Source organism: Burkholderia catarinensis (assembly GCF_001883705.2).
GTDB lineage: Bacteria > Pseudomonadota > Gammaproteobacteria > Burkholderiales > Burkholderiaceae > Burkholderia > Burkholderia catarinensis.
In genome coordinates, this window is record NZ_MDEQ02000007.1 from 300,821 (window position 1) to 323,035 (window position 22,215).

Consider the following 22,215-nt stretch of genomic DNA (forward strand, 5'->3'; position numbering starts at 1 on the left):
CTTCGCCCCTTTCTCGGGACTCGCACACACAATGAATACGACCACCCTGACCTCGCAGGATGCTGCCCGCCCTAGCGCCGCGAAGATGCGACGCATCATTTTCGCGGCATCGATCGGCAACGCGCTCGAATGGTTCGACCTGATCGTCTACGGCTTCTTCGCCGTGACGATCGCCAAGCTGTTCTTCCCCGCGACGAGCGAAGCGACGTCGCTGATGCTCACGCTCGGCACGTTCGGGCTGTCCTACCTGATCCGGCCGATCGGCGGCTTCGTGCTCGGCGCGTACGCGGACCGCGCGGGCCGCAAGGCATCGCTGCTGCTGTCGATCGCGATGATGATGGCCGGCACGCTGCTGATCGCGCTGATGCCGACCTACGCGTCGATCGGCATACTCGCCCCGCTCGGGATCATGCTGTCTCGGCTCATGCAGGGGTTCTCCGCGGGCGGCGAATTCGCGAGCTCGACCGCGTTCCTCGTCGAGCACGCGCCGCAGCGGCGCGGCTTCATGTCGAGCTGGCAGTTCGCGAGCCAGGGCCTCGCGACGCTGCTCGCATCGGGCTTCGGCGCGCTGCTGACGTCCACGCTGACATCCGCGCAACTCGAAAGCTGGGGCTGGCGCGTGCCGTTCCTGTTCGGTCTCGCGATCGGCCCGATCGGGCTGTACATCCGCCGCTACGTCGACGAAGGCGTCGAGTTCAAGACGCAGGCGCGCTCCGAAGCACCCGTGCGCGAGCTGTTCGCGGACCAGAAGCTGCGGCTGCTGCTGTCGATCGGCGCGCTGGTGATCTCGACCGCGATCAACTACATGGTGCTGTACATGCCGACCTATGCGATCAAGCAGCTCGGGCTGCCCGCGTCGACGGGCTTCACGGCGACGCTCGCGACCGGCTTCGTGCTGACGCTCGTCACGCCGGTCGTCGGCCACCTGTCCGATCGCACCGGGAGGATCCGCATGATGGCGGTCGCGGCGGCCCTGATGCTCGTCACCGTCTGGCCGACGTTCGCGTGGCTCACGCGCCACGCATCGTTCGCGACGATGCTCGCCGCCCTGGTCTGGATCGGTGCGCTGAAGGCAATGTACTGCGGCGCACTGCCGGCGCTGATGGCCGAACTGTTCCCGCCGCAGACACGCGCAACGGGGCTCGCGGTCAGCTACAACACGGGCGTCACGCTGTTCGGCGGCTTCGCGCCGTTCGTCATCACCTGGCTGATCAGCACGACCGGCAACCGGCTGTCTCCGGCGCTCTATCTGATGGGCTGCGCGCTGCTGAGCCTTGCCGCGCTGTTCGTCGCGCGCACACGGCTCAAGATGCGATAGCAAAAAGCAACGACGGCGGAGCAGCGCCGACGCGGCCCGTAGCGGCATCGCTGCCGCACGGGCCGCCCGCCGTTTACGGCGCCGGGTTCGGCTGCAGTTCGTGCAGCGCGTCGATCTCGGCGAGGATCTCGTCGGACAGCTTCACGTCGATGCTGCCGATGTTCTCCTTCAACTGCTCGAGCGACGTCGCGCCGACCAGGTTGCTGCGCACGAACGGCCGGCTGTTGACGAACGCAAGCGCGAGCTGCGCGGGCGACAACCCGTGACGCTGCGCGAGCGCGACGTAGCGCGAGGTCGCGCCGACGGCCTGCGGCTTGCTGTAGCGCTGGAAACGCTCGAACAGCGTGATGCGCGCGCCGGCCGGACGCGCGCCGTTCTCGTACTTGCCGGACAGCCAGCCGAACGCGAGCGGCGAATACGCGAGCAGGCCGACGCCGTCGCGATGCGTGAATTCCGACAGCCCGTTCTCGAACGTGCGGTTCAGCAGGCTGTACGGATTCTGGATGCTCGCGATGCGTGGCAGCCCGAGCTTCTCGGCCGCGCGCAGGAACTGCGCGACGCCCCACGGCGTTTCGTTCGACACGCCGATCGCGCGCACCTTGCCGGCCTTGACGAATTCCGCGAGCACGCCGAGCGTTTCCTCGATCGGCACCGTGTACGCGTCGTCCACCCACGGATACGCGGGACGGCCGAACGTGGTCGTGCTGCGATCGGGCCAGTGCAACTGGTAGAGATCGACATAGTCGGTCTGCAAGCGCTTGAGGCTGCCGTCGAGCGCTTCGGTCAGGTTCTTGCGGTCGAACTGGTTGCCCTCGCCGCGAATATGGCGCGGATTGTGCGGCTGCCGCGCCGGCCCCGCGATTTTCGTCGCGAGCACGACGCGGTCGCGCTGCGCGCGATGCTGCGTGAGCCAGGTGCCGATGTATTGCTCGGTGCGCCCCTGCGTGTCGGGCTTCGGCGGCACCGGATACATTTCCGCGGCATCGATCAGCGTCACGCCCTGCGCGATCGCGTAGTCGATCTGCTCGTGCGCGTCGCGCTCCGAATTCTGCTCGCCCCACGTCATCGTGCCGAGACCGATCAGGCTGACCTCGATGCCAGAATCGCCGAGTGTGCGGTATTCCATGCTGTTCCTGTCGCGTCGGTGGAAAGCAGGAACGCTATCACATTGAAGCGGCCGCTTCAGACGTGCGCCGCGAACGCTTACAGGCGGCCTTCGACGCCGCCATCGATATTCGAGCCTGCGAGGATGACGGCCTGGCCGCCCTCCGTTACTGAGGCCGCTGGATGAAGCAGGTCGCCGATGCATGCGCGACGATCTTGTCGTCCGGCGTCTTCAGCGTGCCCTCCGCGACGCCCAGCGAACGGGACAGGTGAATCACCCGCCCTTCCGCGATCAGGTCGACGTCGCGCGGCACGGGCCGCAGCATCTTCACATGCAGATCGACCGTACCGTAGCCGACGCCCGCGTCGAGCATCGAATGCACCGCACAACCCGTGACCGAATCGAGCACCGTCGCGGCGAACCCGCCGTGCACGCCGCCAAGCGGATTCAGGTGCCGCCCGTCCGCACGCGCCGAAAACTTCACATAGCCGAGCTCGACGTCCAGCGGACGCATCGGGATCGTCTCGGAAATCGACGCGAGCGGCGCATCGCCCGATACGGCTGCGCGCAGCAGATCGAGACCAGACAGGGAAAGCGGATTCATCGGGTTGTCTCCGGGTTGAAAGCGCGTCGCCGCGCGAGTAAGTTCTAAATTGGAACTTATTATTGACAACGAAGCCGGCGTTTGTCAACGCAGCCGCACCCGTTGCAACCGAAGGCGGGTTCTATAATCGAACCCGCTATTTCGCTGAACCGCCGCCAGAGGCAAGAGACCCGACGATGAAATGGGATGACATCGGTACGCTGAACTGTTCGGTCGCACGCACGCTCGCCGTGCTCGGCGACCGCTGGACCATGCTGATCCTCCGCAACGCATTCCTCGGCTGCCGCCGCTTCGACGCGTTCCAGACACAGCTCGGCGTCACGCGCCATGTGCTGGCCGAACGACTCGCGCGGCTCGTGGACGAAGGTGTGCTGGTCAAGCGCGCGTATCAGGAGCGCCCGCCGCGCTTCGAATACCGGCTGACGGACAAAGGCCTCGACCTCTATCCGGCCCTGCTCGCGCTGATGGCGTGGGGCGACCGCTGGAAAGACGACGGCCAGGGGCCGCCGGTGCAATTGCGCCACCGTACCTGCGGCCAGCTGATGCATGCGGTCACCCTATGCTCGGCCTGCGGCGAACCGCTCGACGCACGCGACGTGCAGCCGGAGCCCGGCCCTGGATGGATCGCATCCGACGAAGCCGGGGCGCCAGCAGCCAGGGATTGACGTGTTGCGCGTGGCTCGCGGCCTGACGCACACGAATCGTTCTTGGCACTCGCGCTTCCGTCACGTGCCGCACCGAGCCCTCGACCGCGCACTGCTTGCCGCCGATATCCCGCCGCTGCAAGCGCAATCGCACGCCGTCAGCAACATCCGTTGATCAACCCGGTCGCACACACGGATGCCGCGCAACGCAACTTTGCGTCATGGTTTTCGCCGCCACGCATCATCGCGCATGCATTCCCTTCACATCCGCGCGTGACCGGGCCGCCGCGTCTGCGTTACACTCACGGCCCGCTGTCTCGAAATTATTCGCTGTCCAAGATGTTGTCGCGCAATCGCCTCGCCGCTGCCTGTCTCGCCACTTCCCTGCTCGCTACACCGTTCGCCGCCTTCGGCAAGACGCAAAGTGAATCGCTGCTCCAGCAGGCGATCGACTTCGTGTCGCAATGGTTGCCGGCGCCCACCCACGAAGCACCCGCGACACAGGTCGTCGAATCGGCGTTCTCGCCCGACGGCGGTGCCGAAGCGCTCGTGCTGAAAGCGATCGGCGCCGCGCGCAGCTCGATCCGCGTCGCCGCCTATTCGTTCACGTCGCCGCCCGTCACGCGCGCACTGCTCGCTGCCAAGCGACGCGGCGTCAATGTCGCGGTAGTCGTCGACGACAAGGGCAACCGCGCAAAGAGCAGCAAGCAGGCGCTGAACCTGCTCGTCAACGCCGGCATCCCGACGCGCACGATCGACGCCTATGCGATCCATCACGACAAGTACCTCGTGATCGACGCCGAGCATGTCGAAACGGGCTCGTTCAACTACAGCGCGTCGGCGGCCAGCCGCAATTCCGAGAACGTCGTCGTGGTCTGGAACAATCCGCAACTCGCGTCGCGCTACCTCACGCACTGGCAAAGCCGCTTCGACCAGGGCGCGCCGTACCGTTCCAGCTACTGACGCATACCGCGCGCGTTTGCCCGGCGCACTTTTGCCCGACGCTCGCCCCCTCACACGCGATCCGCAACGCTACAGATGATCGGCGAACGAGGCGCGAGACTCAATTCAGCCGAATGGCCAACGCGCCGCGTATCGAACGACCCGCGCGACGAACCGCCGCGCTCAATGGATTTCAGGCATCCGTCCAGTCGCGGCACCGGCCTGCGTGGTCGGCGCACAGCGATTCGCGTGCCCGTCGACGCCGCTTGCCGACGACGTCGACAAGCCACCGGCGCTTCCCGGCAGCGCACTGCGCACGCAATCGGTGCTGAATGCCAATGTGTTCTGGACCATCGGGTACAGGAGATACAGCGCAAACGCGAGATAGCCCGCGTACAGAATTCGAATCATGGTGCGATGGGATGCGATGAACGATTGGACTCGCCCTGTTTACGGCATTGCGCCGAGCACCTTGAGATATCGCGCATCCGATTCCGCATCGGGACGAAACGCGGAGCCATGGAGCCCGCTTCTCACCGCATCTGCATCGATCCGGACAGAGCCGAAAACGCCCGGCGCCGGACTCGCGGTTCAGCGTCTGGCACGTCGCCTACGATCCCGCACACCGTCACGCCGTGGCCGACCTGCTCGCATCGGCCGATCACCGGATGTACGAGCACAAGCAGCGCGGCAAGACGGCCGGCACGTGAGCGCGGGCGAACCGGGCGCGGGCGCATGCCGCCGCCCCGCCGTTCAACTCAGGTTGCGCGGCTGCGTCAGCTTCCGCACGGCGGCGCGCTGGCCATTGCCTCCGCGATCTGTTCGGGCGTCAGGTCGCGCTGATGCGTCGCGAGCGACCAGCGATGCCCGAACGGATCCTCGACCTGTCCGTAGCGATCGCCCCAGAACATGTCGGCGGCCGGTATCGTGACCGTCGCGCCGGCCGCGACAGCCTTCGCGATCGCCGCATCGGTGTCCGGCACGTACAGGTGCAGGCAGACCGCCGTGCCTTTCAGCGCCTTCGGCCCGAGCGCGCCGTGCTCGGGCATTTCATCCACCAGCATCAGTGTCGAATCGCCAATCGCGAGGCACGCGTGCGCGAGCCTGCCGTCAGGCATCGCCAGGCGAAACTGTTCGCTCGCATTGAATGCGCGCTTGTAGAAGTCGATGGCTGCTGCTGCGCCGGCGCAGATCAGGTGCGGTGTCAGCGTGCGCATCCCTTCCGGGATCGGTTTGACGGACGTGGACATGGGTGTCGCTCCTTCGGTCGGTTGTCGTATCGGGAAACGGGACGGACGCGCGATGCGCACGCCTCCGATGCTACGACGGACGGACCCGACGGAAATCGACACGGCACCCGACATTTTTTTGTTTTCTTGCGTGGCGGGTCGCGCGGGTCACCCGCATCGGGCGTCATCGGCCTGGTCGTCCGGCACACCGAACTGACGGCGGCAGGCCTCCAGCAACCCGGCCACCGCGTCGAGCGGCAGATCGGCAAACCGGGAGATCGGCAGCATCACGCCACCCGGCACCCTGGTGCGCGACGAATGCGCCGAGAACTGGTAGCCGATGTAGCGATTTCCGGCGACGCTGACGATCCGGAATTCGGCGACGTCGCGCCATGGCGTGACGGGCCTTTCCCGCACCGCCCCGATCAGCGTGAAGCCCGTCTCGTCGATATGCAGTGCCATGTTGCGCCGCGACGAGAAGAAGAAGGCAATGCCCGCCAGCGCCAGCAACACGGCCAGCGCCGCCACGGGCCAGAGCGTCGGGGCGGCCGCATAACCGCACACGCTCGCCGCGGCCAGCACCGCGCAGACGGCCGCCCTTCTTCGCAGGCTCCGGCTGTCGACCGCCAGCGTCACCGGCAACTGGCCGGTGAGCGTTCCCACAACGGGATCGGCCTGCCAGCCGGAATCGTTCGCTTCGCGTTCGCCGTTCATCGTTCAATGACTCGCATCGACAGCAATCGGCCCATCGAGGTCGAGCGCCATATCGCGGCTCCGGGAGTGAATCGGAAAACAGGGGTTGGCGACGGGAAATGTTCGCGGTCGAGGAAGGTTCGCGTCAACGCGCAGCCACGCTCTTTCATTCGTGCGTAACGGACGCTGCTCCGTCAACGTCGGTCAATTGCACACGTTGACGGTGCCGTTGGTCGTGCATTGGCCGGTGGCCCAGTGACTCTGCGCTGCCAGATGAGGCGCCAGGCCGATGCCGCGGATCGGCGCGGCCGGCGACGATGCCGGAACGGCCACCGACGCTGTCTCGGGCGACGGCTGCAGAGGCGGCTCGGACGCGGTCTGGCAGGCCGACAGCATCAGACAAAGTGCAGCTGCCAACGGGGCGAAGCGAGGTCTGGACATGGTCTCGTACGCGTTTGCGATATTCGCTTGGGGTACCGGCTCGCCGCAAATCGCGTGGCCCGTCAAACCATTCGGCGCGACCAGCAATGCAGCACGACGGTGATCCGATACTACTCCTCCCGATCGGCGTTGTGCGGGCGGCCATTCGGCCGGGTGCCGCCATCCATGCGGCGGCACGCGCTATCGCCGGCGCATGCCGCGCCGGTCAGATTTGCGGAAGATCCCGCAACGTGCGCGACTCGCTCGTTGCATCGATGTCGAGCTCGATGCCTTCCGACGCATCGCGATACAGCACGCGTTTCAGCCTCGGCCCGATCGCGGTGGCGTCCCACTCCGAGAAGATCGCACGGACATCGTTGCCGGACGCGAGCGCGCGCGCGACGTCCGCCACCGGCGCCTCGCTCGGCATCGCCGCCCACGACCGGTCGGCCGGATTCACGGCCGCCCAGCGCACATGCGTCACGCGCGCGCTGAGCGGATCGATTCGGACACCATTCACCGCAAACATCGACATCGGAACCTCCTTCCAATTTTTCGAGGCCCGCCATGCAAATGCGCGGGTTACGTGCAGCCCCAAATCTCGCATACGTTACCCACCGGGTCCGCCACGGAAATCGCCACCGTGCCGTCGCCATAGTCCCAGTCGTTCAGGATGCCGACGCGGTGCGATTCAAGTCGCGCAACGGCTTCCGAGACGTGCGCCTCTTCGATTGCCAGCGCGACTCCATGGCCGGTCGGACGAAACTCCGGATACGGAAGCTCGCCGCCCCTGCCCGTATGAACGGTCAGCGTCACGCCCTGCACGACAAAGCGATGCCACGGATTCCCCGCGGCCGACACACCCTCGGAATGCACCGGAAGCGCGAGCGCAAGACGATAGAAATCAATCACTGCCCGATAGCGATCGTATTCGACCGGCACCAGGATGCCCAGACTCGCGATCATGCGCGCTTCCCCGGCCAACGCGATTTTCGATGATACATTGGGACGCTTTGCAACCGTCAACAGACAATCGTGTACGGGAGAAATACATGAGCGACGCCTGGGGAACCTTCCCTGCCAGAATGGGCGACCATCAGGCTTTCATCAGCTTCAACCAAGGCTTTGCGGAAATCGCGGAAGGCGATCCGCGCACGTCGCTGCTCAGCGTGCGCGTTCCCTTTGCGCATCCGACGCCGGAAGGCCTGCCGACCGGCGACGAATTCGCCGACCTCGCGAAGATCGAGGATCTGCTGGACGCCACGATCACCGCGAAAGGCGGCGTGCAGGTCGGCCGCGTCACAGTCGACGGCAACCGCGATTTCCTCTTCTACGTACCGTTCGACGAAGAGGCGGCGGCGGAAATCGTCGACTCGCTGGCCGAACAGACAACCTACGCGCTTCAATACGCACACCAGGACGATCCGGACAAGGAAGCGTACTGGCAGACGCTTTACCCGACCGACGACGACTGGCAGATCATGCGCGACATGCGTGTGCTGGATGCGCTGCGGCAGAAAGGCGATGCCAGCGACGTGAGCCGGCGCGTGATGCACTGGGCGTACTTCCCGGACCCGAGCGATGCGCACCAGTTCGCTGACTGGGCCGAAGCGAAAGGTTATCCGGTCGAATCGGTCGCACCGACCGAAGACGGCAAGTCGGCCGTACGGTTTTCGCACGAAGGCACGATGGCACTGGCCGACATCACGCGCCATACGATCGCGCTCAATCGCGAGGTACGTTCGCTCGGAGGGGAATACGACGGATGGGAAACCAGCGTCGAACCGGCTGGCTGAGCGGGTCGACATGTCCGCAGCGCACGACGTGATGCAACGCATTCGGCGCAAAAAATATCCCGGCAGCGTTGCTGCGCGCCGCCGGGACCAAGGCATCGCCGGCCGAAACCGGCAATGGGCCTGAGGGTTCGCTCAGGCACGAGGAAAGCGATTCGTGCGGATCAGGCAAACGGATGCCGGGGTGCGCAATGGGTGCCATTACGCAGCCTGCCGAACGCCTGTCCGGTTCCGCCGACGCAGCCTTCCGGCGTCGGACGGGCAAAAAGCCCCCGCTCCTGCGCGAGCGAGCGGGGAAACCGTTGACCGGGCCGGGGAAGAACGGTCAACCGGCAAATTGTGATCGCGGGCCGCGCGACGGTATGTGCGGCAACTCACCCTCTGGTGACAATGTCGCGGCAACCGGCGGGCTCGCGTGCCGCGCGGGTAGCGTCACGGCCCGAGCGGTGACGAATTTCTTGCCGCCCTCGGTGACGAGGAGCCGGTCGACGGGCTCTTCGTATCCGATGTCTTCGAACAGCGTCACAGGCCGGCAGCAGTCGTGATTGCGTCAGCCGTCAGCAGCGGCCTTCTTTTCATTTCCGGCGTTCCATTTTTATTTTAATTCAAGTGGATTTTTCAGCCCCGGGCGCAGTTTCAGGCAAGTCGCGCGCATTGTCAAAGCAGGATTATTCTATTTTTCGAGCGATGCAATTCCAGCTTCATTTTTCGTGCGGAATTTCGAAGATACAATGACCTGCGTCACGAAAAGCCGGTTTTTTCATTAAATCGAGCCACTGGAAAACCAGTCGGCGATCATATCGACCCAGTCGAGATCGCTGACGATTTCAATGACGGTTTCGCCCACGATTTCGGCAGTCGACGCGTCTGTCGCCACCACCCCGGAAGCAACCGCGCTCGCCTTCGCAATTTCAGCCGACGCGCCGGACCTCGGATCGGCAAGCCGCTCCAGCCAGTCGACGATATTTGCACGCGCATCCTCTTCATCGGCGAAATCATTCCGCTCGAGAAAACGGTCGAACACGATCCACGCAAGCGTCTTGCGTCGCGCATTGGATTCGAGCTGCCGGTCGACAACGGCGGTACGGCCGGACTCCCTGATTTCGAGCGTCGCGGTGAAACAGTAATCGAGATATTCGATCTCAAGTTTCGACGACATGGCTTTCTCCGGTCAATCTGCCCCCTCTGTTCTTATGATGATCCATGCCTGCCCGGTATCGTGACGCTGCGTGAAGCTTGCATGAATTTCGCGCGGCGCGTTATTCCCGCCGGCAGTATCGCGATATTCTCGCGACCTGTCGATATGGATCGCCGGCACATGACCGCATCCGTTTTTCCACCCAGCTCGTTTTGCGCTTTTGCTCCCGGTTCCTGTCTCGCTGCAAGTCGCTCCGTTTTCCCATTCCAGGTATCGACCTGCTCCGCGATTGCAACCGCGCTGCTAAACTCGAAACACTGAGACCGCTTGCGCTACCAGAGGAAATAATGACACTCGCCCACGCACAACAGAGCGGCGTAGATGTCTGGATTATCCAGCTTCCCGGGCATGTCCCCTATGCCTATACGCACCTCAAGCGGGTATTCTCGTCCGACGACTCGCGACATCGGGTCGTGACGGTCGACCTGAAGAAACTGCTGGCCTGCGCCGACCGCGACACGACGGACTACGTGCTGCCGTCGGTTCAGTACTGGGCCCCTGGAAAAGCCGCGGGTATTCGCGAATTCCTCGATCCGGACCAGGACAGGATTCCGGACATGCCGTTCATCACGTTTCGCGAGACGAGAACGCGAACGCTGCTCGGCATCCCCGGCCTGTCGAAAGTTGGCGTCGCGTCGTTCCGCAACGGCCAGCATCGCGCGCGCTATCTTGCCTATGCCGGAGTGACGACCTTGCCCGTCGAAGTGCACGAGACGGAGGCCGCTTTGCTCGTGCGATATTGCGGCGAGTAACGGCAGAGTACGCTCGGCTTTCGCCCGGCGTAGCGTCGTAGCTGCCACGAATGGCTGCATTCGCGCGCCGCCGTGCGCTCGGATGCCGGCAAGCTTTCATGCCTGTATCGCGTAGATCCGGTCGGTGACCTCCGTCTGGCCGATGCGGCACGTTTCGATACCCGCCAATTGCCAGCCGTTGTGCTCGTAGAAGCCGATCGCGCCTTCGTTGCCCTCCAGCACCTGCAGGTGGACCTTGTCCACGCCGAGCGTTCGTGCCCACGCGCGAACGGCTTCGATCATGCGCTTGCCCGTACCGCCTCCGTGATGCGACGGATGGACGTGCAGGCAGTCGAGCAACGCGCCGAGCGCCGGATCGACCGGGCGCTCGGCACTGACGAAGCCGACGGGCTCGCCATCCGACTCGGCGATCAGCACGAGGCCCCACTCTTTTTCATTGCGATCGAAATACTTTCGCCACCGGATCGCGTGCTCCGTCGGCACCTCGTCGAGCAGATAGGCGGCCGGAAGGATATGGCTGTATGCGGTTTGCCAGCTCAGGGTGTGCAGGCGAGCGATGTGGTTTGCGTCGTGCGTCGTCGCGGCACGCAGCGTGGTCCGGATTTCCGGTATCGGTGGCGGCTCCTTCTGCGTGTTCTCGTGATCGGAATGTCTCGTCGCAAAATATACCGTGCTTTGCGGTACGCGAAGGCCGCCACGGGTTCGGTGTCGTAGCGCGGCGTAGCTGTCAGTGCCATCGCATCAATGTGTCTCCGTCGAACTCCGCGACGATTTTGCATTCCGCGGCGGTTCGTCGCTGAAGCAGCGGGACGCTGGCAAAAAAAATCCCGACGCCTTCTCTGGTCGCCGGGATCGAACGGCCCTGGAAAACATGAGGGCACGAGGAAGACGATACATTACGCGAATGCAAGACTGTTGCGCTTTGTCGGTTTACGCCAAGCTCCTGCTCCATTCCGCCACATTGCCAGCCCATGGCCGCCGTAAACGAAAAAAGCCTGCTCGCGCGGAACGCGAGCAGGCAAGAAAACGGATCAGCATTCGAGGCACGAGGGCTGTCCAGGGTAGATAACGGCACGGCGCGCACGAACCTTAGCCGGGGAAGGAAGTTTCGTTTGCGAACTGGCGTGCGTGTCGTCGGTGGATCGCAAAAGAAAGGCGAAGCACATCTGGCCCGGGTCCGCTGACGTATTGCGATCTGCGCCAGCGACGTCGGAGACACGGGAAGAAGTGAAGCTATCGATTGATACCAAGCACGATGGCGCGCCCAATCTCGACGCCTGCACCCTTCGCCTCGTCCAAGGTGTCATACGAAGTGTCGAAGTCTTATCGCCTCGGCGATTCGACTCTGTCTTCGCAAACCCGAACGTTCGCAATCCAACTGCTACCCAGTGCTGGTTGCACGGACTCGACGATGATTTCGTGACCGTCGGATTCATCGGTATGGCGTTCGATTCTCTTGTGCATATGAGATCCCCGCGCATTCGTTTGACGTTGTTGGTACGGCAGCGGCTTTACGCTTCCCTATGCCGAAACCGCGCTACACGTGGCGCATTGGATATACGCCATACAACCCCTCGTCGAAATGCTTTGGCAAGAACTGGCTACGCGGACTACGGAGCCATAAAGCAAAAAGCCCGGTTCGAGGAACCGGGCTTTTTGCTTGAATTTTGGGGTGGCTGATGGGACTCGAACCCACGACGACAGGAATCAAAATTCTTATACATTTACCACATATTTCAATTACTTGGGATGATACCTTGGAATATGTGGCTCCAGGAAATCCTTGCCTTGTATAGCGTCCATCCCTCATCTTCCAGAATAAGCGTCCGTCAACTTCAGCACTACCTCGCCCAAGGTCACATCTTTCGCACTCGTAGCACTTGCTGAATAGACCGAGAAAGAAGCGCTTAATTAGGCATCGGTTTGCTCCCGACAATCAAAACGACCGTGCCCGGCGCTGGCAATACTGTTCGCATCGGTTCCTGATCACGAACAATTCCGTTATGTTGGAGCGTGCGAAAAAGAGCTGCCGCAGATGCTAAAGTTATTCCGCCATTGTAATTTCCAGGATTCACAATCATTCTAACCCCAGTTGGCGCATCTCCATTTACCAAAATTGGATTCAAAACAACATCCCACCCTGCCTCAGCCAATGCATCTGCAATTTCTCGCGCATATGTCTGACATTCAGCATCCCCAGCCAAACCTTTGACCGAAATATGTTGCCCAGGAAACCCTCTAACAGCCTCAATTAACGCTTGCCTTTGTTGTGGAGATACATCCCTCCACGCCAACTGTTGCTTCAAGCGCAAATTTTCAGCCTCAAGCTGCGCCGTTTGATTATTTAAATCAGCCGTTTTATTGTTTGCGTCCGCCGCACTCTTTTCAGCAAGAGCCGCCCTCTCATTTGCCCCTGAAATTTGCTTGCCGGCATTCGATTGATATTCACGTAACGCTCGATCTTTTTCGCCTTGAATTCTATTACTTGTTATATATTGCACAAGACCAGCACCAAAACTGATTCCAGCGGAGACAGCTGCAACGCCTACAGCCCAAAAATAAACATTAGATGCAACGCCATAAAGTCGCTCATCATCAATTCCGAACATAGATCCCCCGTTTGTTCAGCGTATATTAGTCACTTTTCGCAGCCGGTTCAGCCATCATCTCGTCAGCTGGGGTATAACTGCAACAGCGTGCGCGCGACGTCAGCGTTCGAAGTGTGTAACCACTCGTCATAATCGGACGGCCGCAGGATCACAACAGACCGTTTCTTGTCGCCCGGCCGATGCATGTGCTTCATGACCAGATGCTTATCGGCGTTCACGGTCCACATCGACATCGCCAGCGTCTCGACGCCGTCCGCGCCGCGCCACGCGCGCCAAATACCCGCGACGCAGCACGGCCGCCAGTCCCCGACACCGACCCGATACCGCACGTGCTTGCCGGTCTCCCAGTTCGGTTCTATCGGTGCGAGATAGTCGGGGTAGATCTCAAGTCGATCGCAACATCGTGCGGTTGGCCGATCCCAACATCGAGCATGTGCCGAAAATGCCCGAGTTCGAAGCGCTGACCGATTCCGAACTACGCGAACCATGGCGCACGCATCGCGACCCCGAAGTTCGAGTTCTCATCCTTGAAATCGTGACGCTCAGAAAGTCGCTCCAGAAGATGATGGACTGGTGAGTATTGGTCGACAAATCGACCAAGGATCATGGCAACCTCGGCGGCCCATTCGGACAGTTCCGGAAGTTGTATTTCCTACTACGCGAGGAAATGCGACGTGCAGGGATAGGGTGTTGACACGCCTGTGGCATCCTGATGTGCATCGAACAGGAGGCGACCATGTCTGCGATCGAGGAAGAGTTTCGAAAATCGACGGACGACTGGCACGGCACCGTGTACGCCCACGAGCGCGAGGGCCCAGGTTCGTTTCGGGCCTACCTGCATCGGATCGCACCGGAAATTCCGCCCCATCACGTAATCACGAATGTGCAGATCATGATGCGCGCGACGTACGCCAAGGAATGACGCACCCCATTTCTCAGGATCTCGCACTTCGATGTGGGCGACTCGCCGGACTCCGTCGCGATATTCCACGAACATGTCGCAAGCAACACCCTCGAGTCGAAATTCACCATATTGAAGCGGCCCTGATCTGTTCGAGGCGTTCAGCGACTTCGAGATCAGCCTGACGGGCGCGCGGCTACGACATCGTGCCGATCGAAATTCCAGGTGCCAGCTATTGCGGCCCGGACGAGTTGGATGATGGCCCCGAGAACTGATCATGCGACGCCGGTGCTCGGAGATACGTCAGACGTCAATCTCGAAAGATCGGTTAGACTTGACTTTCATCAAAGAAGAGTACGGGGTGCGAATTGAATCAACACGTCATAAGCCGGTTAAACGGCATTCACAAAATGCTAGTTGGAGCGTATGAATCCAACATTAGCCTATCTTCCAACACCAAAGGACTTGAGCGCCAGACCTTCATCGATAGCTTTCTGTCACAGGTGTTGCCGTCGCATTTTCGCTTTGGTACTGGTGACGCAACTGACCAGGCGGGGAACAGAAGTGGTCAATTAGACGTAGTCATCGAATACCCGTTCGTGCCGAGCTTGCCGATTGTTGGATCGGAAAAGACTCGCCTCTACTTGGCCGAAGGGATTTCTGCTGTTATCGAAGTAAAGTCTGATTTATCGAGTTAATGGAGTGAGGTCGAAGCAACTGCGAACAAGCTCTCAGTCATCAAACGGCAGTTCGGCAGTGGTATCGCCTTCGGCCCAACAGCCCCGCCACACATACCGTTTTTCGTCGTTGGATTCAAAGGATGGAAATCACTCGACACGATGAAATCGAAGTTGAGACCCGGAGTGATCGATGGAATCCTTGCCGTCGATTCGTTGATGTTCTGCAGCACGGACAATTTCCACGGCATTAGCACCCCGGGCAATCCAGCCGCGCTTTGGGCCTTGATCTGTTGCCTGCACTTCGCTGGCAGTATGGGCGGATCCCTTGCGGTCGAAGCACCGCTCCAATACGTGCTGGGGCAATGACTCGGGCTAGGTGTCGGAACTAACATCCCGGCGTTGCCGGGCGCACCGCGCGCACCCACCCCTGCACTGCCTTCAGTTTGTCGATTTCGCGCTGGTCGTCGCCAGCGACGGCGAAAGCGCGTTCCGCAACCGCTGGATCGAGGTCCGCGACGGCGGCGGCACCATCGCCCAGGCCGGCGGCGCCGGTAGTTCCGGGCAGACCGTCGGCACCGGTTGCAGTGCAGTTTCGGACGGCAATGCGCAGCCGCTCAGTGCCAGCAGAGAGCGCAGCGCGATAGCTGCGATTTTCGGTTTCATGGTCGGTTCGCTCCTTCGTGAGTTGTGCGTCGACGGCGGCCATCTGCGAAGCGGCCGAGTCATGCGCGGCGATCGCACGCTGCTCAGCATCAAGCGCAGCCTTCGAGATAGTCGTCAGGTCGTTGGCGTGCTGCTGCCCGCCGGCCGCGCGAGCGGCGCGCTCGTCGGCGAGCTGCCGCGCACCTATCAGGTATTCAACGCTGGCCGAGCCGCGCAGCGCAGCCAGCAGATACTGGCCATGCGGATTTCACGAAGATCATTTTGGCTCCTTCGCATGCAGCTGCTTCAGCTCGTCCGGCGAGTAGACGAAACCCGGCAGCTGGAACGCCTGCACGCTCCAGACCGGGTCGCTTCCCTCATGTCGGCCGTGATCCTTGCCCCGGTGATGGAGCGCGCACAGCAGCAGTTGGTTGTAGGTTGAGTCGACAAACGCCTCGAGCCGTGCCGGATCGAACGCCTCCCAGTCGAAGCCCTGCGTCAGCTTGATCACGTCCCAGATCGGATGCCGGCGCGGGATCGGAACGACGTGCTGCAGCTTGTGACTGAACATCGTGTCGACCTGGTTGAGCGCGACGCCGCGGATCCACTTCCAGTCGATTGCGTGCGAGAACGCCCACTCGAAGAATCGGTGATGCGACTCGACCGCCTGGTCGTCGCCGCAGACCGCGCAGACCTAGCCACCGGCCGCCTTCATCGCCCGCTTACTCGCACGAAACATCGACGACTCGGTGCGCAGTTGGTGGTCCGGGTAGAAGACGTCCGCGGCGAGCGTGCACCGCGTCTCACGTGATTCCGCGATATTCATAAGGTCTCCAAGCAATAAAAAACTCGCCGAGCGCTTGCGCCGGGCGAGTCAGAACAACGGGCAATTGTGTGCAGCGAACAACCATCGTCGCGAAAACCTCACCGGTCCTGCCGATTCTCGGCAAGCAGTAGGCACGCATCGCATTACACTTCACTTTCTACAATATTTCTATTACCCTATGCGATGCGTTGAGATTTAGAGGTCATTTTGCATAAATCTCACGCGCAGACCGTCATTCACACGCGAACGGAGGCACTTGGTTATCAACTTGTGAGATACATGAAAAAGACATCAATCCTTGCAGTGCTGTGCGCATTTGCCGCTTCGACTGCCATCGCAGCAACGCAGTCCTCGATCACAGCATCGGCGAAGTCGGTATCAGCAAAAGACCGGACCGTCAGTATTAACGTTTTGTTGAAAGGGGATATTGTCGTTAGGCGAATCCAGCCAAACCCGCAAAATTCAACATCGAAGATACGAATTTTCGTCAACAACACCGAAGTAGCGAGTTACACAGCGACGCAGCTTAAGCATACGGCCGAATATCCTAGGTATGACTACGTTCAGAACTGCAATCAAAACGGATGTTGGTCCACACAATTGATTTTCTCGAACACCGCACAGGTCGAAGCGTCACACGTTATTACGCTTCCTGCTGGCGTGCGCTCGGTACCCGTATATGCAACCTTCGACGGTGACCGATATTCAACGAGCGCAACTTCGGGAAAGATCGACGCGACACTCAAGTCAGCGACGCCAGTCGGTGCACTTGACCTCCTTCTCAACGACTAATTCACAAGAATCAAAACAATGAAAGCCACGCAGACCATCATCAAAGTAGCATTGGCCGCATCGATCGCCGCTGCGGCGCAATCCAGCTTTGCGTACACGGAGTGCAAAGCCAATGTTCAGAGCATCTATGCCGGGAACGACGGCACGATCGTGGCCGTATTCGATTCTGCAGCCCCCTCGTCGTTCAGCGGCCAATACGCCAAGAACATGCACGCGACTCTTTTGACCGCAATCAGCAGCGGGCAGACGGTCCTCGTGCGTTGGGCCGCCGATGGAGTTCCGTGCAACAACGGCGGCTCTATTCGCGGTGATACGGTCGGCCTCTGGATCAATCGCAACTAAGTCACGATGATTTGGCTCCCGCCGCGCATACCTTGCGGCGGGAGCATTGATACTGCCCCCTCCCTCTCACAGAGGGCACGCTCTTTAGAGCGCCGTTTCACCAGACCAGGCAGCACGCGGCCGCCGGCCGTCACCCACTGCTGCCGGCCGTTGTCCGCCTCGTTCATCGCACGGCAAGCGCCCTTCCAGTCGCCCGCATTGAACCGCTTCGTCGTCGTGCTGCCGCAGTACGCGCCCACACCGACGTTATAGGCAAAGCTCACCGCGGCCGCGAGCTGGTACGTATGCCCCTTCAGGACCAGCGTGCACTTCAGCACCGGCTCGGCAATGCGCGTGCGATGCTCAACGAAGTTGTCGACGAGTTGTCGTGTGGGCTCAACACGTGGGACGAGCTGCCGTGGCCCGGCGTCTGGATCGGCACGATCGTCGTCAACCAGGCCGAGGCCGACCGCGACATCGAAAAGCTGCTCACGACACCCGCGCGGTGCCGGTTTCTTTCCATGGAGCCGCCGCTTGGTACAGTCGATCTCCAAGCGTGGTTCGATCCGACTGGCGTTTGCTGCATGCGGGAAATGCACTCCTGCGAGAACAGCCCCGCCGAGGCGCCATGGATCCACGGTCCGACCACTGAATATGCCGAGGATGGTTCGGGATATAGCTCGCCAGGAATCGACTGGGTGATCATCGGCGGCGAAAGCGGGCCGGGCGCGCGGCCGCATCAGAAGAACCGAATTTCACCGCACTCACAGCATGATTGGACGATGCAAGCGACCGGACGGATTGCCGTTCCGGCTCTACGCGCACTACGGAAAGCACAAGGTCAGCTTCGGCTACAAGCTGCCGAAGGGGCGCTGGGCGTTTCGCCTTTCAGCACCGACACGCCAGAAAGAAGCGATCGCCGAGATCCGCAAGCAGGCGATCGAGCGCGCGGAAGCGCTCAACGAATCCTATTTCGACTGGCAGGGGGGATTGCCAGCGTCCGACGAGCGGCGCAAGGCACAGATCACGCTCGACGAGAACCGTCGCGAAGCGAAACGGCTCGTCGCTGTGTTCGGCAAGATGTCGCCGGTCGCCATCAAGTCGAAGCATGTCTACGGCTTCCTCGATGCACTTTCGTTGCAGCGGACCATCGGCGTCCACGTTTTCGGCAACATGGACGGTCAGGGGTACACGCGCCGCGGATGGAACACGAACTGGTCGCGCCTGATGGGTTACTGCGAGAAGGAAGAGAAGGCGCGCGGCGTACCGTTCGAACGGTTTGCGTTGCGCGACATGCGGCCGGCGGCCGTGACCGATCGGCAAGAAGAAGACGACGACCGAATCATCGATGCGACTGGGCATGCGGACGAGCACATGGTGCGCAAGACATATGACCGACGCCGGCAGAGAAAAGTGCGTGCAACGCGATAGTTGCCTAGGTACTAAGGTAGCAAGTGCCCTTCAGCAGCCTTCAAGTGGCGCGCCATACTTTGCGCCGCAGAATATGCTGCGGTCGACATGAATGCCACGATGCAAGACGATATCGCATAGAACCCGAAGACAAACGCCGGAATGAAACTGACTTTCGATGCACCTATAGCTACAGACCCGCCCGGCGTAAGCCCATGCGAATCAATAATAGAAACGGCTGCCAAGAGTCCCAGGAGGAAGGTGGCCACGACGGCGCCGAAGATCGCCGTATGGCGATACCTCACCTCTTCCCGAAAATAGGCGGCACGCGCCTCCGGGCTCTGCTGCAACACTGCAACTTTCCGAGCAAACTTATCCTTCGATTTTTCCGACCGATCAGCCCATTTCTTACCAAAGTATCGGAAGAGTCGATCTAGACCGCGCGTTGCGTATGCAGCGACGACACTCAAGAGTATGCCTACGGTAACCACCGACAACCACCAAGACGGCGAATGCAGATTCTGCAGAAAGTCGTCCATCACTTCCTCAAAAAATGAGCGCAAAAAAGCCCGCTCATCGGCGGGCTTCCATTTATTCATCTTCCAAATTTTGGAATGTCACCTTCCAAAACTTGTAACACGTCAGCTTATTCCTGCTGCAAGTGCTTGAATTTGTTGGGGTGGCTGATGGGACTCGAACCCACGACGACAGGAATCACAATCCTAGTCATGAAGCCATATGTAGAATGCCTGATGATGAATTTTGTGGAATTTTGATAGTAAACTCGCCTTTGATTCTACAGGGATTTTTCGGCTTCGTTCCATACCATTCCATGCCAATGGGGACGCATCACCGGGCTTGCAATCCTCAGCTTGAATGGGAATACTCTCCATCGGCAGCGGCTGGAATGAGACACCCCCACCGAAGGTGAGCATGGACCGCAATAAAAAACTGATCGGCGACCTTGACGTCAAAAAATTGACGGGGCTGGAGATCGGCCCGCTTTGCCGACCTGTTGTCACGCGATCGGACGGTAATGTGCTGTATGTCGACCACGCGGATACGGAGACGCTCCGCGGCAAGTACGCCAACGACTCAGGAGTTGATGCGGCTGCGATCGTCGACATCGATGCAGTGTGGGGTGCGAATACGCTCTTGGAGGCGCTGGGCGCCCGGAAGGTCGACTACATCGTCGCCTCTCACGTCATCGAGCATGTGCCGGATCTGGTGACCTGGCTGCTCGAACTGCGGTCGGTCCTGAAGGATGGCGCTCAAGTGCGTCTGGCAATCCCGGACAAGCGTTTCACGTTCGACCACCTGCGGCGCGAGAGCAGCCTCGCCGATGTGCTCGCCGCCTATGTCTTGCGCGCGCGCCGGCCGCAAGTTCAGCAGATCCTCGACTATCGGCTCAACGCGGCACCGATCGAATGCAGCCTGGCATGGGCCACCTATATCGGCGACAGGCCGGCGCACATGGAGCACGATTTCTCGACCGCGCTCTCGATCGGTAAGCACTTCGCTACCAGCGACGAGTACCACGACGTGCACTGCTGGGCATTCACACCGAAGTCATTCGCGTTGCTGATGTCGACGCTCGTCGAGCACGACATCGTTGATTTCGGATGCGAGCGGTTCTACGACACGGCTCACAACGAGCTCGAGTTCTTCGCGTGGCTAAAAACCATGTCGAAGGATCGCGCACTCCGAAGCTGGGCGGAAGCGGCCCAATCTGCGGCCAACTTCCCGGCGCCGCCTTCAGCGTTAGAGCTGAAGCTTCAGGCCGATCTTCAGGCGGCTCATGCCGCCCTTCAGGAAAAGAGCGAGCGAGTCGCGGCGCTGGAGCACTCCACTTCGTGGAGGATCACAGCGCCGCTTCGAAGGATCAGCGGCTGGGTACGCAGGTAATCTGGCCGGACGAGGTAGACGTGCCAGAAGCGAACGTGGCTATCGAGACGAGATACAGCGTCGTCGGGTTTGATGAGGCGACGACGCGCTGAGTCGAATTCAGAACCGTGCCGGCCGCGATGCTGCCGCTGTTCAGACCGATGTACGAGGCGAAGCTCGGCATCGATGCGCTCGTCGTGCTCATACCGCTCTGCACCACCGACAGATTATTTGCCGATGACGTCCAGTTCGCCTGAGACGTGCAAAACCACGTGCCGAGGGGAAGCGATACGGAACCCACGTTCGTCGCCGTGTTGGTCGTCAGGGACGCGAAGCCGAAGCTGCCCGTGATGGCGGAGAAGTCCAGCACGGAATTGCTCGAGCTGCCGTTCGAGATATTCTGGCCGTTGGAGTTGAACACGTTGTCGTTCGAAGTGACGTTCGATGTGCCGCTGTTGATCTGAATGGCGACCGTTCCCATCCGGTCGAAATTGTTCCCCGTGATCGATCCGCCGCGCGCACTTGTTGCACCGATGTTCAACCCGATGGCAGACGTCCCGGTCGTTGCCACCGTGAACATATTGCCGATGACGCTAAACTTGTCAGTCGCAGCCAGATTCACACCCGTGGTGCTGTTGGCAACGTAGAACACGTTCCCCATCAGAACGGTGTTGGGGACTGCCGTCGTGAGCAGGATGTCGGAAGTGTTGTTCTCGAACTGACTGCCAACGACTGTCAGCTGATCCAGCCCGGACTCGCTCGCATTCGAGATGATCCCGTAGTTCGCCGAGACGAAGTTCGAATTGCTGACCTGCACCCCTTGCACGTAGTTGCCGTACGTCAGCGAGTTGTTGCCGCCTTCGAAATAGCAATTCGCGAAGTTGAAAATGACCGGCACCTGTGTTGACGTGCCGCCAAGCACGACCTGATTCCCGTTGCCGAGCGGGTTGACGAAGTGGTTATTCGAGAAGTTGACGTTCGAGACGCTGACATTGATCCCGGTCGCCCAGTAGTCGGTCACCTGATAACCATCGTCACCCCTGATGGTCACGTTCGTCACATCGGATTCGGCCGAGTTCGACTGGTTGCTGGTGCTTGCAGCCTGATTCAGTGCGAGAGCAGTTCCTGTCGCCGTGGTGCCGGTGGTGAGCGCCAGGTTCTGAACGTGGGCCGCACTCGTAGTGCCCGCGTAGTTGATGGCGATCCCGCCCCCGGCCGGCCATGCCAGCGTAGTGGATGTCGGGCCAGCCCCAAGAATCGTGATCGAGGCCACGCCTGACGGGATCGTGTACGAGACGTTGCTCCCGAACTTGTACTTCCCGGGCGGGAAATAGATGCACTTGTTCGCGCTCGGACCAAGGGCGAGCGTCGCCGTCCACGCGGACGCGTTGTCATTGGTGAAGGTGTTGTCTCCACCGCTGTCCATGATGGAGTAGCACTGCGGCCGGCCGG

At 61.0% G+C, this 22,215-nt stretch carries 29 protein-coding genes and 3 pseudogenes; 13 read left to right on the forward strand and 19 right to left on the reverse strand.

Going from position 1 to position 22,215, the window contains the following annotated elements; translation table 11 throughout:
- The first annotated feature begins 31 nt into the window (after positions 1-31).
- Positions 32-1,318 carry an MFS transporter gene (locus BFF94_RS14125; RefSeq protein WP_128843511.1) on the forward strand — a complete coding sequence of 429 codons (1,287 nt, stop codon included), beginning with the start codon at positions 32-34 and terminating at the stop codon, positions 1,316-1,318.
- Positions 1,319-1,391: 73 nt separating this feature from the next.
- On the opposite strand, the gene BFF94_RS14130 is transcribed toward BFF94_RS14125, so the two are convergent.
- The gene (locus BFF94_RS14130) at positions 1,392-2,444 is read right to left on the reverse strand and encodes an NADP(H)-dependent aldo-keto reductase (RefSeq protein ID WP_128843510.1); all 1,053 of its coding nucleotides are present in this window, start codon (positions 2,442-2,444) and stop codon (positions 1,392-1,394) included.
- A 145-nt stretch (positions 2,445-2,589) separates the two neighbouring features.
- Positions 2,590-3,027, reverse strand: coding sequence for a PaaI family thioesterase (locus tag BFF94_RS14135; protein WP_006484216.1), 438 nt, complete (start codon positions 3,025-3,027; stop codon positions 2,590-2,592).
- A gap of 176 nt (positions 3,028-3,203) precedes the next feature.
- Between BFF94_RS14135 and BFF94_RS14140 the strand changes: the two genes are divergently transcribed.
- Both BFF94_RS14140 and BFF94_RS14145 read left to right on the forward strand, forming a co-directional pair.
- Positions 3,204-3,692, forward strand: coding sequence for a winged helix-turn-helix transcriptional regulator (locus BFF94_RS14140; RefSeq protein ID WP_128843509.1), 489 nt, complete (start codon positions 3,204-3,206; stop codon positions 3,690-3,692).
- A gap of 318 nt (positions 3,693-4,010) precedes the next feature.
- On the forward strand, positions 4,011-4,634 hold the full coding sequence (locus BFF94_RS14145; RefSeq protein ID WP_128843508.1) for a phospholipase D family nuclease: 624 nt from the start codon (positions 4,011-4,013) through the stop codon (positions 4,632-4,634).
- Between the two features lie 162 nt (positions 4,635-4,796).
- On the opposite strand, the gene BFF94_RS14150 is transcribed toward BFF94_RS14145, so the two are convergent.
- The 6 genes from BFF94_RS14150 to BFF94_RS14170 form a co-directional block, all read right to left on the reverse strand.
- Positions 4,797-5,024, reverse strand: a complete 228-nt coding sequence (locus BFF94_RS14150; protein ID WP_128843507.1) for a hypothetical protein — start codon at positions 5,022-5,024, stop codon at positions 4,797-4,799.
- Positions 5,025-5,389: 365 nt separating this feature from the next.
- The gene (locus BFF94_RS14155; protein WP_096470843.1) at positions 5,390-5,863 is read right to left on the reverse strand and encodes a VOC family protein; all 474 of its coding nucleotides are present in this window, start codon (positions 5,861-5,863) and stop codon (positions 5,390-5,392) included.
- Positions 5,864-6,010: 147 nt separating this feature from the next.
- Positions 6,011-6,556, reverse strand: a complete 546-nt coding sequence (locus BFF94_RS14160; RefSeq protein ID WP_128843506.1) for an aspartyl-tRNA synthetase — start codon at positions 6,554-6,556, stop codon at positions 6,011-6,013.
- A gap of 183 nt (positions 6,557-6,739) precedes the next feature.
- Positions 6,740-6,976 (reverse strand): hypothetical protein, encoded by a 237-nt coding sequence (locus BFF94_RS38315; protein WP_128843514.1) that lies wholly within the window; start codon positions 6,974-6,976, stop codon positions 6,740-6,742.
- A gap of 205 nt (positions 6,977-7,181) precedes the next feature.
- Positions 7,182-7,490, reverse strand: coding sequence for a phosphatidylserine/phosphatidylglycerophosphate/cardiolipin synthase (locus BFF94_RS14165; protein ID WP_128843505.1), 309 nt, complete (start codon positions 7,488-7,490; stop codon positions 7,182-7,184).
- A gap of 47 nt (positions 7,491-7,537) precedes the next feature.
- Positions 7,538-7,921: a VOC family protein gene (locus BFF94_RS14170; protein ID WP_128843504.1), complete on the reverse strand. Its 384-nt coding sequence runs from the start codon at positions 7,919-7,921 to the stop codon at positions 7,538-7,540.
- A gap of 86 nt (positions 7,922-8,007) precedes the next feature.
- On the opposite strand from BFF94_RS14170, the gene BFF94_RS14175 reads away from it, so the two are divergent.
- Positions 8,008-8,751, forward strand: coding sequence for a DUF695 domain-containing protein (locus BFF94_RS14175; protein WP_128843503.1), 744 nt, complete (start codon positions 8,008-8,010; stop codon positions 8,749-8,751).
- Positions 8,752-9,073: 322 nt separating this feature from the next.
- Here BFF94_RS14175 and BFF94_RS14180 read toward each other — a convergent pair whose 3' ends face one another.
- The gene (locus BFF94_RS14180) at positions 9,074-9,274 is read right to left on the reverse strand and encodes a hypothetical protein (RefSeq protein WP_128843502.1); all 201 of its coding nucleotides are present in this window, start codon (positions 9,272-9,274) and stop codon (positions 9,074-9,076) included.
- Positions 9,275-9,511: 237 nt separating this feature from the next.
- A complete protein-coding gene (locus tag BFF94_RS14185) occupies positions 9,512-9,907 on the reverse strand; it encodes a hypothetical protein (protein ID WP_128843501.1) in 396 nt (131 codons plus the stop codon).
- A gap of 326 nt (positions 9,908-10,233) precedes the next feature.
- Between BFF94_RS14185 and BFF94_RS14190 the strand changes: the two genes are divergently transcribed.
- Positions 10,234-10,698, forward strand: a complete 465-nt coding sequence (locus BFF94_RS14190) for a plasmid fertility inhibition factor family protein (protein WP_128843513.1) — start codon at positions 10,234-10,236, stop codon at positions 10,696-10,698.
- 96 nt (positions 10,699-10,794) lie between these two features.
- Here the strand turns inward: BFF94_RS14190 and BFF94_RS14195 are convergent, their stop codons facing one another.
- The 3 genes and pseudogenes from BFF94_RS14195 to BFF94_RS14205 all read right to left on the reverse strand — a co-directional run.
- The gene (locus BFF94_RS14195) at positions 10,795-11,310 is read right to left on the reverse strand and encodes a GNAT family N-acetyltransferase (RefSeq protein ID WP_128843500.1); all 516 of its coding nucleotides are present in this window, start codon (positions 11,308-11,310) and stop codon (positions 10,795-10,797) included.
- Between the two features lie 1,295 nt (positions 11,311-12,605).
- The gene (locus tag BFF94_RS14200; RefSeq protein ID WP_128843499.1) at positions 12,606-13,307 is read right to left on the reverse strand and encodes a hypothetical protein; all 702 of its coding nucleotides are present in this window, start codon (positions 13,305-13,307) and stop codon (positions 12,606-12,608) included.
- Positions 13,308-13,332: 25 nt separating this feature from the next.
- A pseudogene (locus BFF94_RS14205) lies at positions 13,333-13,663 on the reverse strand (SOS response-associated peptidase family protein); the annotation flags it as partial.
- Positions 13,664-13,710: 47 nt separating this feature from the next.
- On the opposite strand from BFF94_RS14205, the gene BFF94_RS37855 reads away from it, so the two are divergent.
- The 3 genes from BFF94_RS37855 to BFF94_RS14220 all read left to right on the forward strand — a co-directional run bounded on the left by BFF94_RS37855 (position 13,711) and on the right by BFF94_RS14220 (position 14,906).
- On the forward strand, positions 13,711-13,884 hold the full coding sequence (locus BFF94_RS37855) for a hypothetical protein (protein ID WP_246637311.1): 174 nt from the start codon (positions 13,711-13,713) through the stop codon (positions 13,882-13,884).
- A 159-nt stretch (positions 13,885-14,043) separates the two neighbouring features.
- A complete protein-coding gene (locus BFF94_RS14215) occupies positions 14,044-14,229 on the forward strand; it encodes a hypothetical protein (RefSeq protein WP_128843498.1) in 186 nt (61 codons plus the stop codon).
- Positions 14,230-14,576: 347 nt separating this feature from the next.
- The gene (locus BFF94_RS14220) at positions 14,577-14,906 is read left to right on the forward strand and encodes a DUF6602 domain-containing protein (protein ID WP_128843497.1); all 330 of its coding nucleotides are present in this window, start codon (positions 14,577-14,579) and stop codon (positions 14,904-14,906) included.
- Here the strand turns inward: BFF94_RS14220 and BFF94_RS14225 are convergent.
- The 3 genes from BFF94_RS14225 to BFF94_RS37860 form a co-directional block, all read right to left on the reverse strand.
- Positions 14,903-15,118, reverse strand: coding sequence for a hypothetical protein (locus BFF94_RS14225; protein WP_128843496.1), 216 nt, complete (start codon positions 15,116-15,118; stop codon positions 14,903-14,905). The genes BFF94_RS14220 and BFF94_RS14225 overlap by 4 nt on opposite strands.
- Before the next feature lie 155 nt (positions 15,119-15,273).
- Positions 15,274-15,777: a lysis system i-spanin subunit Rz gene (locus BFF94_RS14230; RefSeq protein ID WP_128843495.1), complete on the reverse strand. Its 504-nt coding sequence runs from the start codon at positions 15,775-15,777 to the stop codon at positions 15,274-15,276.
- A 30-nt stretch (positions 15,778-15,807) separates the two neighbouring features.
- Complete coding sequence (locus BFF94_RS37860) at positions 15,808-16,101, reverse strand: hypothetical protein (protein WP_246637302.1); 294 nt, start codon at positions 16,099-16,101, stop codon at positions 15,808-15,810.
- 534 nt (positions 16,102-16,635) lie between these two features.
- On the opposite strand from BFF94_RS37860, the gene BFF94_RS14240 reads away from it, so the two are divergent.
- Positions 16,636-17,148: a hypothetical protein gene (locus BFF94_RS14240; RefSeq protein ID WP_128843494.1), complete on the forward strand. Its 513-nt coding sequence runs from the start codon at positions 16,636-16,638 to the stop codon at positions 17,146-17,148.
- Positions 17,149-17,166: 18 nt separating this feature from the next.
- Entirely contained in the window at positions 17,167-17,490 is a 324-nt protein-coding gene (locus BFF94_RS14245; RefSeq protein WP_128843493.1) for a hypothetical protein, read from the forward strand.
- A gap of 62 nt (positions 17,491-17,552) precedes the next feature.
- Here BFF94_RS14245 and BFF94_RS14250 read toward each other — a convergent pair.
- A pseudogene (locus BFF94_RS14250) lies at positions 17,553-17,927 on the reverse strand (glycoside hydrolase family protein); the annotation flags it as partial.
- Here BFF94_RS14250 and BFF94_RS14255 point away from each other — a divergent pair.
- A pseudogene (locus BFF94_RS14255) lies at positions 17,829-18,158 on the forward strand (DUF5131 family protein); the annotation flags it as partial. The pseudogenes BFF94_RS14250 and BFF94_RS14255 sit on opposite strands and share 99 nt — an antisense overlap.
- Before the next feature lie 112 nt (positions 18,159-18,270).
- A complete protein-coding gene (locus BFF94_RS37865) occupies positions 18,271-18,900 on the forward strand; it encodes a hypothetical protein (RefSeq protein ID WP_246637303.1) in 630 nt (209 codons plus the stop codon).
- Positions 18,901-18,911: 11 nt separating this feature from the next.
- Here the strand turns inward: BFF94_RS37865 and BFF94_RS14265 are convergent, their stop codons facing one another.
- Positions 18,912-19,478 carry a hypothetical protein gene (locus BFF94_RS14265; RefSeq protein ID WP_128843492.1) on the reverse strand — a complete coding sequence of 189 codons (567 nt, stop codon included), beginning with the start codon at positions 19,476-19,478 and terminating at the stop codon, positions 18,912-18,914.
- A 334-nt stretch (positions 19,479-19,812) separates the two neighbouring features.
- On the opposite strand from BFF94_RS14265, the gene BFF94_RS14270 reads away from it, so the two are divergent.
- Complete coding sequence (locus BFF94_RS14270) at positions 19,813-20,784, forward strand: methyltransferase domain-containing protein (RefSeq protein ID WP_158061956.1); 972 nt, start codon at positions 19,813-19,815, stop codon at positions 20,782-20,784.
- On the opposite strand, the gene BFF94_RS14275 is transcribed toward BFF94_RS14270, so the two are convergent.
- Positions 20,762-22,189, reverse strand: a complete 1,428-nt coding sequence (locus tag BFF94_RS14275) for a hypothetical protein (protein WP_128843490.1) — start codon at positions 22,187-22,189, stop codon at positions 20,762-20,764. The two genes, BFF94_RS14270 and BFF94_RS14275, sit on opposite strands and share 23 nt — an antisense overlap.
- Between the last annotated feature and the right edge of the window lie 26 nt (positions 22,190-22,215).

Excerpts from the sequence above, each read along its gene's own strand:
- BFF94_RS14215 (WP_128843498.1), top strand. The coding sequence starts at position 14,044 with ATGTCTGCGATCGAGGAAGAGTTTCGAAAATCGACGGACGACTGGCAC.
- BFF94_RS14130 (WP_128843510.1), bottom strand. The coding sequence starts at position 2,444 with ATGGAATACCGCACACTCGGCGATTCTGGCATCGAGGTCAGCCTGATC.
- BFF94_RS38315 (WP_128843514.1), bottom strand. The coding sequence starts at position 6,976 with ATGTCCAGACCTCGCTTCGCCCCGTTGGCAGCTGCACTTTGTCTGATG.
- BFF94_RS14170 (WP_128843504.1), bottom strand. The coding sequence starts at position 7,921 with ATGATCGCGAGTCTGGGCATCCTGGTGCCGGTCGAATACGATCGCTAT.
- BFF94_RS14155 (WP_096470843.1), bottom strand. The coding sequence starts at position 5,863 with ATGTCCACGTCCGTCAAACCGATCCCGGAAGGGATGCGCACGCTGACA.
- BFF94_RS14145 (WP_128843508.1), top strand. The coding sequence starts at position 4,011 with ATGTTGTCGCGCAATCGCCTCGCCGCTGCCTGTCTCGCCACTTCCCTG.
- BFF94_RS14165 (WP_128843505.1), bottom strand. The coding sequence starts at position 7,490 with ATGTCGATGTTTGCGGTGAATGGTGTCCGAATCGATCCGCTCAGCGCG.
- BFF94_RS14270 (WP_158061956.1), top strand. The coding sequence starts at position 19,813 with ATGGACCGCAATAAAAAACTGATCGGCGACCTTGACGTCAAAAAATTG.
- BFF94_RS14185 (WP_128843501.1), bottom strand. The coding sequence starts at position 9,907 with ATGTCGTCGAAACTTGAGATCGAATATCTCGATTACTGTTTCACCGCG.
- BFF94_RS14265 (WP_128843492.1), bottom strand. The coding sequence starts at position 19,478 with ATGAATAAATGGAAGCCCGCCGATGAGCGGGCTTTTTTGCGCTCATTT.
- BFF94_RS14135 (WP_006484216.1), bottom strand. The coding sequence starts at position 3,027 with ATGAATCCGCTTTCCCTGTCTGGTCTCGATCTGCTGCGCGCAGCCGTA.
- BFF94_RS14160 (WP_128843506.1), bottom strand. The coding sequence starts at position 6,556 with ATGAACGGCGAACGCGAAGCGAACGATTCCGGCTGGCAGGCCGATCCC.
- BFF94_RS14240 (WP_128843494.1), top strand. The coding sequence starts at position 16,636 with ATGAAAAAGACATCAATCCTTGCAGTGCTGTGCGCATTTGCCGCTTCG.
- BFF94_RS14190 (WP_128843513.1), top strand. The coding sequence starts at position 10,234 with ATGACACTCGCCCACGCACAACAGAGCGGCGTAGATGTCTGGATTATC.
- BFF94_RS14275 (WP_128843490.1), bottom strand. The coding sequence starts at position 22,189 with ATGGACAGCGGTGGAGACAACACCTTCACCAATGACAACGCGTCCGCG.
- BFF94_RS14245 (WP_128843493.1), top strand. The coding sequence starts at position 17,167 with ATGAAAGCCACGCAGACCATCATCAAAGTAGCATTGGCCGCATCGATC.
- BFF94_RS37860 (WP_246637302.1), bottom strand. The coding sequence starts at position 16,101 with ATGTTCAGTCACAAGCTGCAGCACGTCGTTCCGATCCCGCGCCGGCAT.
- BFF94_RS14140 (WP_128843509.1), top strand. The coding sequence starts at position 3,204 with ATGAAATGGGATGACATCGGTACGCTGAACTGTTCGGTCGCACGCACG.
- BFF94_RS14175 (WP_128843503.1), top strand. The coding sequence starts at position 8,008 with ATGAGCGACGCCTGGGGAACCTTCCCTGCCAGAATGGGCGACCATCAG.
- BFF94_RS14150 (WP_128843507.1), bottom strand. The coding sequence starts at position 5,024 with ATGATTCGAATTCTGTACGCGGGCTATCTCGCGTTTGCGCTGTATCTC.
- BFF94_RS14125 (WP_128843511.1), top strand. The coding sequence starts at position 32 with ATGAATACGACCACCCTGACCTCGCAGGATGCTGCCCGCCCTAGCGCC.
- BFF94_RS14200 (WP_128843499.1), bottom strand. The coding sequence starts at position 13,307 with ATGTTCGGAATTGATGATGAGCGACTTTATGGCGTTGCATCTAATGTT.